Consider the following 15,562-nt stretch of genomic DNA (forward strand, 5'->3'; position numbering starts at 1 on the left):
CGGCGCGGTCGGGGCGGCCGACGCCCCGACCGCGACGCGCACGAAGAAGGGCCCCGGAGCGAACTCCGGGGCCCTTCCGCCGTGCGAGGGATTACTTGGTGAGCGGGGCCAGCTTCGGGTCGTTGGCGTACGCCTCGGCCGCGTTGGCCTTGGTGACGGCCACCGGCGGGAGCAGGTAGGTGTCCACGACCTTCACGCCGTTGTTGTACGACTTGGTGTCGTTGACCTCGGGGGTGTTACCGGCCTGCAGGGACTTCACCATCTCGATGGTCTGCTTGACCAGGTTCCGGGTGTCCTTGTTGATCGTCATGTACTGCTCGCCAGCCATGATCGACTTGACCGACTCGACCTCGGAGTCCTGACCGGTGACGACCGGGATCTTCTTGCCGGCGCCCTTGATCGAGGTGATGATCGCGCGGGCCAGGGTGTCGTTCGGGGAGAGGACGCCGTCCAGCTCCTTGTTGCCGTAGGTCGAGGTCAGCAGCTGGTCCATGCGGGCCTGCGCACCCTCGGCCTTCCAGCCCTGGATGGCGGTCTGCTTGACGTCGGTCTGCTTCGAGGCGACGACGACGTTGCCCTTGTCGATCTCCGGCTTGAGCACGTCCATGGCGCCGTTGAAGAAGACACCGGCGTTGTTGTCGTCCGGCGAGCCGGAGAACAGCTCGATGTTGTACGGGCCGTTCGGCTTCTTGGCCTTCATGCCGTCCAGCAGGGCCTGGCCCTGGAGCTGGCCGACCTTGAAGTTGTCGAACGCGACGTAGTAGTCGAGGTCCTGGGTGTTGGTGATCAGGCGGTCGTACGCGATGACCTTCGCGCCGGCGGCGTGCGCCGCGGCCACCTGGGTGGAGAGCTGCGCGGCGTCGGTCGCGCCGATCACGATGACCTTGGCGCCCTTGGTCACCATGGCGGTGATCTGCGCCTGCTGGTCGGCGACGGTGGTCGACGCGCCGGCGTACTGCACGTCGCTCTTGAAGCCGGCCTCCTTGAGGCCGTTGGTGAACAGGTCGCCGGCGAGGACCCAGTTCTCCGAGGTCTTGGACGGCAGGGCGACGCCGATCAGGGAGTCGGCCGCGAAGCCCTTGGTGTCGCCGCCCTTGGCGCCGCCGGTGTCGCCGTCGCGGCCGGAGCCGCAGGCGGTGGCGGTCAGGGCCAGCGCCGCGATGGCGCCGATGGCCATCGACTTGCCGATCAGTTTACGCATGGCTGGTGGTGCCCTTCTGGAGAGGTGATACGGGGTGTGAGGCGGGGTGGAACGTCAGCTCGGCACGGCCGTGCGGGCGGTCTCCCGGTCCGCGTCCGGTGGTGCCGTGGGCGGGGTGGGCGTGTCGCGGCGGAACGAGCGGGTGAGGCTCCCGATGATCGAGAACTTGCCCTGCTTCTTGTTGTAGACGTCGAGCGCGACGGCCAGCAGCAGCACGAGGCCCTTGATGATCTGGACCCGGTCGGTGCCGACGCCGAGCAGCTGAAGGCCGTTGTTCAGCACGGCCATGACCAGACCGCCGACGATCGAGCCGCTGATGGTGCCGATGCCGCCCGAGACGGCCGCGCCACCGATGAAGACCGCCGCGATCGCGTCCAGCTCCCAGCCGTTGCCGTCCTGCGGGCCGGAGGCCGCCGAACGGGCCACGAAGATCATGCCCGCCAGGGAGGCCAGGACGGCCATGTTCATCATGACGAAGAAGTTGACCCGCTGGAGCTTCACACCGGAGAGCTCCGCGGCCCGGGAGTTGCCGCCGACCGCGTAGATGTGCCGGCCGCCGGCGGTGTTCCGGGTGTAGAAGGAGTAGGCGAGCACCAGCGCCACCAGGATGATGCCGGAGACCGGGAAGCTCGTGCCGACCCGGCCGCTGGCGAAACGCAGCGACGCGAAGACGATCACGCCGACCATGACGGCCATCCGGAGCACCGAGATCCACATCGGGGCGGGCTCGGCGTCCATCTCCCGGCGGGTCCTGCGGGCCTGGAACTCCCGCCACACCACCGCCACGCACGCGGCGAGGCCGAGCAGGAGCGTCAGGTTGTTGTAGCCGGTGTTCGGGCCGACCTCGGGCAGGAAGCCGGAGCCGATCACCCGGAAGCCCTCCGGCACGGAGATCGTGTTCGCGTTGCCGATGAACTGGTTGCCACCGCGGAAGAGCAGCATGCCGGCCAGGGTGACGATGAACGCGGGCACCCCGACGTAGGCGACCCAGAAGCCCTGCCAGGCGCCGATGATCGCGCCGATCACCAGGCCGAACAGGATGGCCACGGGCCAGGGCAGCGACCATTCCGCCATCGACTTGGCCACCAGGATGCCGGTGAAGGCCGCGATCGAGCCGACCGAGAGGTCGATGTGCCCGGCGACGATCACCATCAGCATGCCGATGGCCAGGATGAGGATGTAGGAGTTCTGGTTGAACAACGCGATCAGGTTGTCCGACCGCAGGGTCAGGCCGTCCGTGAGGATCTGGAACAGGACGACGATCGCCACCAGGGTGAAGATCATCCCGAACTGGCGGGCGTTGGACGTGGTCCCTCCGAAGAGGTTCTTCTGCAGGTCCTTGATTCGGCTCATCGTGTCTGCATCTTCTTCGTCGAGGTCATCTGCTTCATGAGGGTTTCCGGGTCCGCGTCCTGCCGGGCGATCTCGCCGGTGATGGCGCCTTCGAACACGGTGTAGATGCGGTCGCAGAGCCCGATCAGCTCCGGGAGCTCCGAGGAGATGACGACGACGCCCTTCCCCTGGTCGGCGAGCCGCTGGATGATGCCGTAGATCTCGTACTTGGCGCCCACGTCGATGCCGCGGGTCGGCTCGTCGAGGATCAGGAGGTCCGGGTCCGTGAACATCCACTTCGCCAGGACGACCTTCTGCTGGTTGCCGCCCGAGAGCTTGGAGACGCCCTCGTCGACCGTGGGCGCCTTGGTGCGCAGCTCCCGGCGGTAGGACTCGGCCGCCTTGTACTCCGCGACCTCGTCCAGGACGCCGTGGCGCGAGATCTTCGACAGCTTCGCGGCGACCGTGGAGGTCTTGATGTCGTCGAGCAGGTTCAGGCCGATCGCCTTGCGGTCCTCGCTGACGTAGGCGAGCCCGTGGGCGATCGCGTCCGCCACCGACTTGAGGACGATCTCCTTGCCGTCCTTGATGATCGTGCCCGACTCGTACACCCCGTAGGAGCGGCCGAAGACGCTCATCGCCAGCTCGGTGCGGCCGGCGCCCATCAGGCCGGCGAAGCCGACGATCTCGCCGCGGCGTACGACGAAGCTCTCGTTCTTGCAGACCTGCCGCTCGGCGGAGATCGGGTGCCGGACGTTCCAGTTCCGGACCTCGAAGAAGACCTCACCGATCTTCGGGGTGTGGTCCGGAAACCGGCTGTGCAGCTCGCGGCCGACCATGCCCCGCACGATCCGGTCCTCGTCGACGCCGTCCGCCTTGACGTCCAGCGTCTCGACGGTCCGGCCGTCGCGCAGGACGGTGATCTCGTCGGCGATCGCCTCGATCTCGTTCAGCTTGTGCGAGATCATGATCGAGGTGATGCCCCGCGAGCGGAAACCGCGCAGCAGGTCCAGCAGGTGCTGGGAGTCGGCCTCGTTGAGCGCGGCCGTCGGCTCGTCCAGGATGAGCAACTTGACGTCCTTGGCGAACGCCTTGGCGATCTCCACGAGCTGCTGCTTGCCGACGCCGATGTCCTTGACCAGGGTGTCCGGGTTTTCCCGCAGGCCGACCCGGGCCATCAGGTCCAGCGCCATCCGGTTCGCGGCCTTCCAGTCGATCGCTCCCCGCTTGCGGGGCTCGTTGCCGAGGAAGATGTTCTCGGCGATCGACATGCCCGGGATGAGCGCGAGCTCCTGGTGGATGATCACGATCCCGGCGTTCTCGCTCGCCCGGATGTCCGAGAAGCGGGTCTCGGCGCCCTGGTAGATGATCTGGCCGTCGTAGCTGCCGTACGGGTAGACGCCGCTGAGCACCTTCATCAGCGTCGACTTGCCGGCGCCGTTCTCGCCGACGATGGCGTGGATCTCGCCGGCGCGGACCACCAGGTTGACGTCGGCCAGGGCCTTGACGCCTGGGAACTCCTTGGTGATGGAGCGCATCTCCAGGAGGACGGGCAGATCGCTCATCGCTCCCACCGCCTTGCCAACGCCATGGCCGCCTCCGCGGGTTATGACCTTCGCTCACTTTTCGTTGTCGTGGGCAAGGAAATCTCGTCGGGGGCGCTTCCGCAAGTGCCCAAGTCGCTCTTTTGCGTAACAAGTCGGTAATATCGACCGCCACGCTCAGTGACCTTCACGACGCCCCTGCGGCTTGGCGACAAGCGCGGCAGGGGTGCTAGCAACCCGCCCATGACATCGTTGACGCGCCATCGTATACCGCTGTTCCCGAGCCGCCCTCGTGACCCGGCGGCCGCCGCGCTGCGGCGCCGCCGACCGCCGGTCCGAGCCGGCGATCCCCGGACACCCCGGTGTCATAATTCCCGCCATGACCGCTGACCGGAACGCAGGTCGACCGAGCCTGGCGCAGGTCGCGGCGCTGTCCGGCGTGTCGGTGAAGACCGCCTCCCGGGCCCTCGGGGGCGAGCCCCGGGTGGCCCCGGAGACCCGGTCGCGGGTGCGCGACGCCGCCGACCAGCTCGGCTACCGGCTGAACGGGGTGGCCCGCGAGCTCCGTCGCGGCGCGAGCACCTCCACGCTGGTGGGCCTGCTCATCGGCGACCTCGCGAACCCCTTCTACTCCCGGCTGGCCGGGGGCCTGGAGCGCGACCTGCGCATGCGGGGCCTCCAGTTGATCACCGCGAGCACCGACGAGGATCCGGAGTGGGAGCGGCGGCTCGCCGACGCGCTGCTGGAGCGGCGGGTCCGCGGCCTGGTGATCGCCTCGACCGCGACCGAGCACGCCCACTTCGCGGCCGAACACCGCCACGGCATCCCGTTCGTGTTCGTGGACCGGCCGCCGGTCGAGCTCACGGCGGACACCGTGCTGCTGGACAACCACCACGGCGCCCGGCAGGCCGGCGCCCACCTGACCGCGGCCGGCCACCGGCGCATCGGCGTGGTGGGCGACCTGGCCCGCCTGAGCACCCACCGGGACCGGCTGGACGGCTTCGCCGAGGCCATGCGCGCGGTCGGCGTGACGAACTGGGCGGACTACCTGGTGGAGAACGCGCACGACGTCGCCGCCGCCGAACGGGCCGTGCTCGGGCTGCTGGGCCGCGCCGCCCCGCCGACCGCCCTGTTCACCATGAACAACCGGATCACGCTGGGCGCCCTGCGGGCCCTGCGGAATCACCCCGCCCCGCCCGCGCTGGTGGGCTTCGACGAGGTGGACGTCGGCGACGTCCTGGGCGTGAGCGTCGTGGCGCACGACCCGGAGGACATGGGCCGCCGGGCGGCCGGGCTGCTGCTCGACCGGATCGACGGCCATCGCGGCCCGGCTCGCCAGGTGGTGATCCCGACCCGGCTGCTGGCCCGCGGCTCGGGCGAGCGGTCGCCCGCCCCGCCCTCGCCCTAGTCCCCATTGACACACACCTCCCTGGGCTCTACACAGGACGGTGACACCTGTCGATGACAACGATGTCACGCAGGGTCGTCCGCGCCTAAGGAGGATCGCCTCATGCTCCGATCAGGCCCGTCCCGTCCGCTCACCCTGGTGGCCACCGCCGTCACCGCAGCGTCCGCACTCGTCGCGGTCGCCTCGCCCGCCGCCGCGGCGCCGCTCAACCTCACCCCGTACGTGAACCCGTTCATCGGCACCGACGACAGCAACGCGCCGAACCCCGTCGGCGGCGGCGCTGGCGGCAGCACCGTGCCCGGCCCCGTGCAGCCCTTCGGCATGGTGCAACTGAGCCCGGACACCCCCACGGCCTCACCGTCCGGCTACCGCTTCGGCGACACCCAGATCGAGGAGTTCAGCCTCACCCACTTCAACGGCGCCGGCTGCGCCAACAACGAGGACCTCGGGATCCTGCCCGTCACCGGCGCGCTCGGCGCCTCGCCGGGCACCTCGTGGACCTCCTACCGCGCCACCCAGGACAAGGCACAGGAACAGGCCCGCCCCGGCTTCTACCGGGCCGTGCTCAGCAACTACGGCAACACCCGGGTGGAGGCGTCGGCCACCCGGCGCAGCGCCGCCCTGCGCCTGACCTATCCCGCGACGAGCACCGCGCGGGTGCTGATCAACACCAGTCGCAGCGCCACCGGCAACCGCGCCGGCTCCATCCAGATCAGCGGCTCCACCGTGACCGGCAGCGTCACCGGCGGCGGCTTCTGCGGCAACAGCAGGACGTACCAGATCTTCTACCGGATGGAGTTCGACCGCGCACCGAGCGGCGTCGGCACCTGGCTCGGCGGCACCGTCACCGCCGGCTCCACGAGCGCCAGCGGCACCAACTCCGGCGGCTACCTGACCTTCGACACCTCCGGCGACCCGGTCGTGCAGGTCAAGGTCGGCATCTCCTTCGTCAGCCCGGCGGGCGCGCAGGCCAACCTCGCCGCCGAGCAGTCCGGCTTCGCCTTCGACACCGTCCGCGCCGACGCCGACGCCCAGTGGAACGCGATCCTCAACCGCGTGCAGGTCACCGGCGGGGCCGCCGCCGACCTGCAGAAGTTCTACACCGCGCTGTACCGCGTGTTCATCAACCCCAACCTGGCCAGCGACGTCGACGGGCAGTACCGCGGCTTCGACAACGCCGTCCACACCGCCGGCCACCCGGTCTACCAGAACTACTCCGGTTGGGACATCTACCGGTCCTGGGCCGCGCTGATCGCCTTCCTCGCGCCCGCCGAGGCGACCGACATCGCCCGGTCCATGGTGCTCGACGGCCAGCAGGGCGGCCTGCTGCCGAAGTGGTCGCACAACCACAACGAGGCCTTCGTCATGACCGGCGACCCCGGTCCCATCATCGTCGACAGCATGTACCAGTTCGGCGTACGCGGGTTCGACACCGCGGCGGCGCTGGCCCTCATGAAGAAGAGTTCCGCCGGCGGCACCACCCAGGGCAGCCCGATCCGCGGCCGGCAGAGCGGCTACGTCCAGCGCCACTACATCGACGGCGACCCGTCGGACTCGCTGGAATACTCCGCCAGCGACTTCGCCGTGGCCCAGTTCGCCCGGGCCCTGGGCGACACCGCCACCTACGACACGCACATGGCGCGGGCGCAGTGGTGGCGCAACACGTTCAACCCCGAGTCGGGCTACGTCCACCCGCGCAACGCCGACGGCACCTGGCCGTGGCCGCTCGACCCGGCCAGCCAGTCGAACTTCGTCGAGGGCAACGCCTCGCAGTACACCTGGATGGTCCCCTACAACCTCGCCGCCCTGATCGACCTCATGGGTGGGCGGCAGACCGCCGTCCAGCGGCTCGACCACCACTTCACCCAGACCAACGGCGGCCAGTCGCAGCCGTACTTCTACATCGGCAACGAGCCGGAACACGGCGTCCCCTGGGCCTACCACTTCGCCGCGGCCCCGGCCGGCACCAGCGCCGCGGTCCGGCGGATCATGAACGAGTCGTTCACCACGGGCCCCGGCGGCCTGCCCGGCAACGACGATCTCGGCGCCACCTCCGCCTGGTACGTCTGGTCCGCCCTCGGCATGTATCCGCCCACCCCGGGCGCGGACACCCTCGCCTTGCACGGCCCGATCTTCCCGTCGGTCCTCGTCGACCGGCCGGCCGGTGACGTCCAGATCACCGCCGCCAACGCCGGCCAGGGGAACCAGTACGTGCAGAGCCTCGCCGTCAACGGGGCAACGACCCAGCGCACCTGGCTGCGCTACGGCGACCTCGCGGGCGGCGCCACCCTGTCGTACACGATGGGAGGCGCGCCCTCCTCGTGGGGCACGAACCCCGCCGACGTCCCGCCGTCGTTCACCGACGGGGCCACCCCGCCGGCCGCCGCACCGGAGCTGGGCGCCAACCTGGCCGCCGGCAAGCCGGCCACCGGCTCGGCCGCGTGCAACACCGCCGAGGGGCCGGAGAAGGCGTTCGACGGCCGCCTGGGCAGCGCCAGCAAGTGGTGCTCGCTCGCCTCCGGCACGAAGTTCCTCCAGGTCGACCTCGGAGCGAACCGGACCGTCGGGTCCTTCGTGGTCGAGCACGCCGGGCTCGGCGGGGAGAACACCGGCTGGAACACCGGTGCGTTCACCATCCAGACCAGCACCGACGGGAGCGCCTGGACGACCCGCGCCACCGTGACCGGCAACCGCGCGAGCCGCACCTACCACCCCGTCCCCGCCACGACGGCCCGGTACGTCCGGCTCACCGTCACCACGCCCACCAACAACGGCAACACCGCCGCCCGGATCGGTGAGTTCGAGGTGTACGGCACGGCGGGCGCGACCAACCTGGCGCTGAACCGGCCCGCCACCGCCGACTCGCAGTGCGCGAGCACGGAGGGGCCCGAGAAGGCCGTCAACGGCAGCACCTCCGGCGGCAACTCCGACAAGTGGTGCGCGACCGGCGGCACGAAGTCGCTCCGCATCGATCTGGGCGCCGCCCACCACCTCCAGTCGATCACCGTCCACCACGCCGCCGCCGGTGGCGAGGATCCCGCCTGGAACACGCGGGACTTCGACCTGCAGGTCTCCCCCGACGGGGTGACGTGGACGACCGTCGCCCAGGTCCGGGGCAACACGGCGGGCGTGAGCAGCCACCCGATGTCCGTCGACGGCCGGTACGTGCTGGTGAAGGTGCTCACCCCCACCCAGACCACCGATCCGGCCGCCCGCCTCTACGAGGTCGAGGTCTTCGGCACCTGACCGCGGCGCGTCCCGCGTCGGCCGGTGCCCGCGGGCACCGGCCGACGCCGGAGCGGAAAAGGGCGTGCGGTTCGGGCGGTGGTCGCTCTACGGTGCCCGGCGTGAACCTGGACATCGTGAGCCTGGCGGAGCGCCCCGACCTGGCGCCGCTGCTCGACAAGGATTTCGACGGCGCCTGGCCGCAGTTCATGCTCTGGGACCCGATGGGCTCCGTGTACTACAGCGTGGCCGACGACCTCTACCCGGAGTTCGTCTTCGCCGCCGTCGACCCCGCCGATCCGGGCCGCGCCGTCGCCCGGGCGTACGCCGTCCCGCTGCGCTGGACGGAGGACGAGCTGCCCGACGGCGGCTGGGACCGGATGATCCAGCGGGCCGCGATCAACCGGCTCACCGGCGCCACCCCGAACCTGGTCTCCGCCCTGGAGATCTGCGTGCGGCCGGACCGGCGCGGCGGCGGGGTGTCCGGGTTGATGCTCGCGGCGATGCGCGAGGCGGTCGCCCGGCAGGGCTTCGACACCCTCGTCGCGCCGGTGCGCCCGAACGGCAAGGCCGCCGTCCCCGACCTGCCGATGACCGAGTACGCGGCCCGGGTGCGCCCCGACGGCCTGCCGGTCGACCCGTGGCTGCGGGTACACGTCCGGGCCGGCGGGGTGATCGAGCGGGTGGCGCCCCGGTCGATGGCGGTCACCGGCACCCTGGCCGACTGGCGGGGGTGGACCGGCCTGCCGTTCGACACCAGCGGGCCGGTGCACGTGCCGGGCGCGCTGGCGCCGGTGCTGGTCGACGTGGCGCACGACCACGCCGCGTACGTCGAGCCGAACGTGTGGGTGCGGCACCGGCTGTGAGGGGCAAGCGGTCAGGCCGGCCAGGCGTGACCGATCCCGTCGAGCAGGAGGACGACGCCCTCGGTGGCCGCCTCCCGGTCCCGGGAGATCTCCCGGTATTCCGGCGAGGTGGACCACCGCTCGAAGTCCTCGCGGTTGTCGAAGGACATGAGCACGACCTTCTCGTGGGGCCAGCTCCCCTCGACCACCCGCGGGGACGCGTCGGCGGCGAGCAGCCGGCCGCCGTGCCGGGCCAGGACGGGCAGGAAGGCGGCGACGTACCGGTCGTAGCGCTGCCGGTCGTGGACGGTGATCTGCGCGAGGGCGTAGACGGTCACCGACCCAGGCTACTCACCGGTACGCGCCGCCGGTGTCCCCCGGCCCGGTGGCGGAGGCCGCCTACCGGCCGACCGTGCGGACGGTGAAGTTGCGGAACGAACCGACCGCGCCCTGGCCGAAGGCCCGTTCGGCGGGCGGGATGGAGACGCTGTAGGGCGCGTACCGCGGGTCGCAGACGCCCGGGCCGGTGGCGTCCGGCGGGGTGCAGCCGTACTGGAACGGGAACGCGTCGAGCAGGCTGAACAGGCCGTGCGCCATGGAGAACGACCGGATCTTCCCGGCCAGCGGCTCGCCGGCGCCCAGCGACGGGTACGTGCCGGTGTAGGCGACGCCCTGCCGGTCCAGCGGCACGCCCACCTGCCCGACCCGCGCGACCTCCACGCCGTCCAGCAGGTACGTCACGCTGGCGTGCCCGCCGGCCTCGCGGTAGCGGATCGCGGCCCGGTGCGGCACGCCCGGCGTGATCGGCACCTCCCGGATGATCTGCGTGTACGCCCGGTCCAGACCGACCTCATCGGCGTCCGGGCAGTCCGGGTTGGTGGTGTTGCCGGTGACCGTGCTGGGCAGCCGCTCGATCAGCGGGAACGCGCGGGTGCCGGAGACGAACCAGTCGAAGAGCTGCCCGGTGCAGAAGTCGATCATGTTGAGCACGACGGCCGCCTGCTGCCCCTCCAGGACCGCGCCGGCGTAGGGGCGGGCGGCCGGGCCGGCGACGGCGGCGGAGCCGGGCGGCCCGTACCGGCCGTGCACCACGTGCCCGCCGGTCGCGCCCGGGGTGCGCGCCGTGATGTCCACGGAGAACTCGACCGATCCCTGCCGGGGCACCGGGAAGGTGCGGTTGCTGACCGCCATGTACTTGAGATGGTCGTAGACGCTGTAGTCCACACCGGTCTTGAACGGCACGTCGCTGACCGTGAGCACCCCGGCGTCGACGGCGCGGGTCGCCCCGTCCAGCGGGCCGTAGATGTTCGACCACTTCCGTTCGTACTCGGCCAGGTCCGCCGAGTCGTAGTGCACGACCCTCGGCCGCGACCCCGGCGCCGCCGCGACGGCCGGCGACGCCACTCCCGGACCCCCCACCACCAGCACGACCGTTGCCGCGCCCAGCAACCGGCGTAACCCGTCCTGTCTGCGCACGTCGTCCTCCCTGCGTTGATGCTCGGGAGCCGCGCCGGCAGTGGCGGCCCCCACCTCGAACCATCGTCCGAGGTGGATGCCGTCGCGACATCCACCGCACGGCGCGGCCGGCCGGCCTGGACGGCGGGCCGCCCTGCCAGGGCGGTGTCGTCCGGACGACGCCAGGATCCGCCACCGTGGACCGTCGGATCGCGAGCCGCCCCGGCCCGGGAGCTGTCAACTACCCGAACCGCCCTGGCCATACCGCCGCTGAGCTGCGGATACTGGACGCAGAGGCCAGCGGTCGCGCTGTGCCGGTTGGGGGGCAGCCACCATGATCGACGAGCAGACCCAACCCGAGAGCACACCGCAGTTTCCGCCGCCGCCACCCGGCGGCGGGAGCGGCGGAAGCGGCGGGAGCGGCGGGAGCGGCGGGTCCACCGTGCCCACCGCGGTGTGGCAGGTCCGGGTGCGCACCAAGCTCGACGACCTGCACCAGCAGCTGAGCGGCCTGGAGGCCGCCGGCGCCGCGAGTCCGGACCGGGTCGCCGGGCTACGCACCCAGCTGTCCGGGGTGGAGTCCGTGCTCGGCCGCAGCGGGGTGGTCGAGTGGCTGCGCGGCGGCCACCTGGAGTACGCCTGGCAGACCATCCACTCGGTGGAACGCGCCATGGTGGGGCTGCGGACGCCGGCGGAGCTGCTCGGCCTGCTGCCGGCGTACCAGGGCGCGGCCGCGCAGTTCCTCAAGGCCGACGAGAAGGTGCTCACCGACTTCGACGCGTCGACCGACGCCGCGGCGCCGGCACTGTTCCAGGCCAAGGTGCAGGCGCTGCTGCTGCGCTACCACTCGGTGTCGGACGAGTTCCACGAGTCGGTGCGCCGGTTGCGCAACCGGATGCTGGGGCTGTCGGTCTTCGCGCTGGTCGCCGAGGCGCTGATGGTGCTGGTGCAGTGGCGCAGCCGGGACGTGCAGCTGCTCAAGGCGCCGACCGACGCGGCCGGCGTGCCGGCCTGGCGGCTGCTCGTCTTCGTGCTCATCGCCGGGGCGCTCGGGGCGTTCATCAGCGCCCTGCCCTCGATGATCACCTCGCGCTCCGGCGGCCTGCCCTACAAGCTGCCCTTCCAGCAGGGCCTGCTGAAGCTGGCGATCGGCCCGCTCGTCGCGGTCGTCGGGATCATGCTGGTGATCGGCGGTCTGGTGGAGACCACGGTGAACAGCACCGCCGCCCTGCTGGGCGTCGCCATCGTCTTCGGCGCCGGGCAGCAGGCGGTGACCGCGTTCGCGGACCGCCGGGCGTCGGAGCTGCTCACCCCGGTCACGAAGGGCTGACCGGCGACGGGGGCGAGCCGCCTCCGGCCTGGGTAGCCTGAAGCGCATGATCTTCATTACCGCGAAGTTCCGGGTCCGGCCCGAGGACGCCGACCGCTGGCCGCAGATCGCCGCGGACTTCACCGAGGCCACCCGGGCCGAACCCGGCTGCCTCTGGTTCGACTGGTCCCGCAGCCTCGACGACCCGACGGAGTACGTGCTGGTCGAGGCGTTCCGCGACGACGACGCGGGCGCCGCGCACGTGCGGTCCGCGCACTTCCGCGAGGCGCAGCGCACCCTCCCGCCGCACCTGGCCGAGACGCCCCGGATCGTCAACACGACCCTGCCGCAGCAGGACTGGTCCCGGCTCGGCGAGATGGCCGTCCCCGACGGCGACTGACACCGGGACGACCCCTCAGCACACCTGCTCGCCGGCCGCCTCCGCCCGGCCGACGGCCGCCGGCAGCAGGTGGCGCACCACGGGCGCGCCGTCGGACAGCTCCCGCGCCCGGTCCTCCGCCTCCCGGTCGGCCTCGGTCAGCCGGCCGCCGTGCTGGCGCAGGTGCTCGTCCCAGGAGGGCACCAGGTAGACCTCGCTGAACTGGTCGGGCGTCTCGCCGGCGCGGAAGAGCCCCCACCGCATCGCCCCGGTGCGCTGCCGCGACCCGCGGACGTGGTCCATCGCGCCGAGGAACTCCGCCTCCCGCTCGGGCGGGACCGTGTAGGTGACCGTCACCAGCACCGGCCCGACCCGGGGATCCGGTTGGAGCGCGAGCGCCAGGGGCGGTCGGTAGGCGGTCGGGTCCCGGGTCAGACCGCGCAGGTCGGGCAGCGGCCAGATCTGCGACGTCACCGCACCGATCAGCATGAGGGCGGCCGCCACCGCGAAGGCGGCGACCAGCCCGGCGAGGTCGGCCACCACGCCCCAGAGCAGCGCCCCGACGGCCTGTCCGCCGCCCTGCACCACCTGGTAGACGGCCAGGCCGCGGGCGCGTACCCAGCCGGGGAGGAAGAGCTGGACCTCGGCATTGACGTTGGAGAGCACGGTCACCCAGGCCAGCCCGGCCGGCAGCAGGGCGACCAGCACCACCGGGACGCTCCGGACCGTCCCCACCAGGATCAGCGTCACCCCGTACACCGCCCCGGCCAGCAGCAGGAACTGGTTGGGCTTCATCGCGGTGCGGGTCCACGACAGCAGCAGCCCACCGAGGATGGCGCCCACCCCCAGGGCGGCCAGCAGCAGGCCGTACCCGCCGGAACCCAGGCCCAGCCGCCGGCTCGCCACCAGCGGCAGCAGCGCCCACAGGGCGCTGGCGGGGATGATGAACACCAGCGCCCGGCGCAAGAGCCGGCGCACCGTCGGCGAGTGCCGCACGTAGCGGCCGCCGGCGCGCAGCGCGGCGGTGAAGCGCTCGGGCACCTCGACGGCCCGGGCGCTGCCGGAACGCCACCGGAACAGCGCCAGCGCGAAGATCAGGTAGGCCACCGCGTTGAGTCCGAAGACCGGGGCCACGCCCACCCGGGCGATCAGCACGCCGGCGGCGGCCGGCCCGACGGCGCGGGCCGCGTTGACGCTGATCGCCCCGAGCGCGGAGGCCGCCCGGAGCTGCTCGCGGGGCACCAGCTCGGGGATGATCGAGGCCCAGGCCGGCAGGGTCAGCGCCTGCCCGACGCCGAAGGCGAAGGTGAGGGTGAGCAGCAGCGCCGGCGGCATGTGCCCCGCCGCCGTGAGCAGCGTCAGCGCCACGGCCACCGCCACCAGGAACAGCTGTACGGAGATCAGCAGGTGCCGGCGGTCGAAGGTGTCCGCGAGCGCACCCGACGGCAGCGCGAGCAGCAGCATCGGCAGCAGGCTGGCGGTCTGCACCAGGGCGACCAGCGTGGAGGCGTTGGCCTGGTGCACCAGCAGCCACTGCGCGCCGACCGTCTGCATCCAGGTGCCGATGTTCGCCGCGAGCAGGGCGAACCACAGGTTGCGGTAGACCGCGGTGCGCAGCGGCGACCAGGCCGAGAACGACTGCTCGGCGGTGGCGTCCGTGGTGGCGGTCACCGTCCCATGCCTCTCCCCCGTGTCGCCGCCCCGCGCGAGTCCGCGCTCCTCTGCCGCCGCCGGGTTCCCGGTGACGGCGGTTCCACACGCCGGCCGACCGTCCGGGTGTGGGGCCGGGATAAGCGGGAAAGGCACGCCGGCCTGTCGGTGCCCGCCCTCCCACTCCACGGGAGCGGTCACCGACACCTTCTCGAACACGGGGTGACGACGTATGACACGAGAGACGACCATGGGGGTCCGCTCGGTGACCGACAATCTCGGGATCCAGCGGGCGACCAAGGACCAGCGGTCGGAGGGACTGGCCCGCTTCCTGGGCTGGTTCAGCCTCGGCCTCGGCGTGACCGCGCTCGCGGCGGGGTCACGGGTGGCCCGGGCAGCCGGCGTGGACGACTCGCGCACGGCCCGGACGGTGTTGCGGGCCGCCGGGGTCCGGGAGATCGGCCACGCGGGGGTGCTCCTGGTGCCGCGGCGGGCGGGGCTGGGGACCTGGACCCGGGTGGCGGGCGACGTGCTGGACCTGGCCGCCACCGGCCGGGCGTACCGCAACCGGTGTGGCGACCGGCGCCGGCGGGCCGGTCTCACCCTCGCCGTCCTGGGTGGGATCACCGCCGTCGACCTCTACGCCTCGGTGCGCGCCATCCGTAACCGGCGGATCAGCCCGGAGGGCTTCGCGCACGGTTCCGTGACGGTCAACCGCACGCGCGAGGAGGCGTACCGCTTCTGGCACGACTTCGAGAACCTGCCGCGATTCATGTACCACCTCCAGTCGGTGACCAGCACCGGCCCGCGACGCTCCCGCTGGTCGGCGAAGGCGCCGGGCGGCCGGACCGTCGAGTGGGAGGCGGAGATCGTCGACGAGCGCCCCGACGAGTTCATCCGGTGGCGCTCCGTGGACGGCTCCCGGGTGCCCAACTCCGGCATCGTCCGGTTCACCCCGGCCGCGGGCGGCAACGGCACCGAGGTGCGGGTGGAGCTGGAGTACGCGGTGCCCGGCCGCCGGGTGGGCACGCTGGTCGCGAAGGCGTTCGGCGAGAACCCGCAGCAGCAGATCTGCGACGACCTGCGGCGGTTCAAGCAGGTCATCGAGACCGGCGAGCTGACCCGGTCGGACGGGACGCCCGACGGCACGAGCGTCCAGAACCAGGCGAAGCAGCGGCCGGCGCGCCCGCTGGCGAGCTACCGGATCGCGTGAG

12 protein-coding genes are annotated in these 15,562 nt (G+C 71.9%); 6 read left to right on the plus strand and 6 right to left on the minus strand.

From position 1 onward, the window contains the following. Window positions 1-91 precede the first annotated feature (91 nt). From ACQP12_RS18925 to mmsA, 3 genes are read right to left on the minus strand one after another with little or no spacing between them, the layout of a single operon-like run. Window positions 92-1,201 carry a substrate-binding domain-containing protein gene (locus ACQP12_RS18925; RefSeq protein WP_433280609.1) on the minus strand — a complete coding sequence of 370 codons (1,110 nt, stop codon included), beginning with the start codon at window positions 1,199-1,201 and terminating at the stop codon, window positions 92-94. A 54-nt stretch (window positions 1,202-1,255) separates the two neighbouring features. Next, window positions 1,256-2,554: a multiple monosaccharide ABC transporter permease gene (mmsB, locus tag ACQP12_RS18930; RefSeq protein WP_357946827.1), complete on the minus strand. Its 1,299-nt coding sequence runs from the start codon at window positions 2,552-2,554 to the stop codon at window positions 1,256-1,258. Further along, window positions 2,551-4,098, minus strand: a complete 1,548-nt coding sequence (mmsA, locus tag ACQP12_RS18935; RefSeq protein ID WP_433280612.1) for a multiple monosaccharide ABC transporter ATP-binding protein — start codon at window positions 4,096-4,098, stop codon at window positions 2,551-2,553. Before mmsA ends, mmsB begins: the two co-directional genes overlap by 4 nt. Before the next feature lie 358 nt (window positions 4,099-4,456). On the opposite strand from mmsA, the gene ACQP12_RS18940 reads away from it, so the two are divergent. The 3 genes from ACQP12_RS18940 (at window position 4,457) to ACQP12_RS18950 (ending at window position 9,576) form a co-directional block, all read left to right on the plus strand. Next, window positions 4,457-5,485, plus strand: coding sequence for a LacI family DNA-binding transcriptional regulator (locus ACQP12_RS18940; protein WP_433280614.1), 1,029 nt, complete (start codon window positions 4,457-4,459; stop codon window positions 5,483-5,485). A gap of 102 nt (window positions 5,486-5,587) precedes the next feature. Then, the gene (locus tag ACQP12_RS18945) at window positions 5,588-8,731 is read left to right on the plus strand and encodes a GH92 family glycosyl hydrolase (RefSeq protein WP_433280616.1); all 3,144 of its coding nucleotides are present in this window, start codon (window positions 5,588-5,590) and stop codon (window positions 8,729-8,731) included. Between the two features lie 101 nt (window positions 8,732-8,832). Continuing rightward, window positions 8,833-9,576: an N-acetyltransferase gene (locus ACQP12_RS18950; RefSeq protein ID WP_433280619.1), complete on the plus strand. Its 744-nt coding sequence runs from the start codon at window positions 8,833-8,835 to the stop codon at window positions 9,574-9,576. Window positions 9,577-9,587: 11 nt separating this feature from the next. On the opposite strand, the gene ACQP12_RS18955 is transcribed toward ACQP12_RS18950, so the two are convergent. Together ACQP12_RS18955 and ACQP12_RS18960 are read right to left on the minus strand one after the other, a co-directional pair. Then, window positions 9,588-9,893, minus strand: coding sequence for a DUF1330 domain-containing protein (locus ACQP12_RS18955; RefSeq protein WP_357950621.1), 306 nt, complete (start codon window positions 9,891-9,893; stop codon window positions 9,588-9,590). A 61-nt stretch (window positions 9,894-9,954) separates the two neighbouring features. Next, window positions 9,955-11,031: a DUF6081 family protein gene (locus ACQP12_RS18960; RefSeq protein WP_433280621.1), complete on the minus strand. Its 1,077-nt coding sequence runs from the start codon at window positions 11,029-11,031 to the stop codon at window positions 9,955-9,957. A gap of 313 nt (window positions 11,032-11,344) precedes the next feature. Here ACQP12_RS18960 and ACQP12_RS18965 point away from each other — a divergent pair, with 313 nt between their 5' ends. Next, a complete protein-coding gene (locus ACQP12_RS18965) occupies window positions 11,345-12,340 on the plus strand; it encodes a hypothetical protein (protein ID WP_433280623.1) in 996 nt (331 codons plus the stop codon). 46 nt (window positions 12,341-12,386) lie between these two features. Continuing rightward, on the plus strand, window positions 12,387-12,719 hold the full coding sequence (locus ACQP12_RS18970; protein WP_433280625.1) for a putative quinol monooxygenase: 333 nt from the start codon (window positions 12,387-12,389) through the stop codon (window positions 12,717-12,719). Window positions 12,720-12,734: 15 nt separating this feature from the next. On the opposite strand, the gene ACQP12_RS18975 is transcribed toward ACQP12_RS18970, so the two are convergent. Next, window positions 12,735-14,369, minus strand: coding sequence for an MFS transporter (locus ACQP12_RS18975; RefSeq protein WP_433280627.1), 1,635 nt, complete (start codon window positions 14,367-14,369; stop codon window positions 12,735-12,737). A gap of 211 nt (window positions 14,370-14,580) precedes the next feature. Here ACQP12_RS18975 and ACQP12_RS18980 point away from each other — a divergent pair, with 211 nt between their 5' ends. Then, on the plus strand, window positions 14,581-15,561 hold the full coding sequence (locus tag ACQP12_RS18980; protein WP_433280629.1) for an SRPBCC family protein: 981 nt from the start codon (window positions 14,581-14,583) through the stop codon (window positions 15,559-15,561). The last annotated feature ends 1 nt before the right edge of the window (window position 15,562 follow it).

The sequence above is a fragment of the Micromonospora sp. CA-244673 genome, assembly GCF_050948395.1.
GTDB lineage: Bacteria > Actinomycetota > Actinomycetes > Mycobacteriales > Micromonosporaceae > Micromonospora.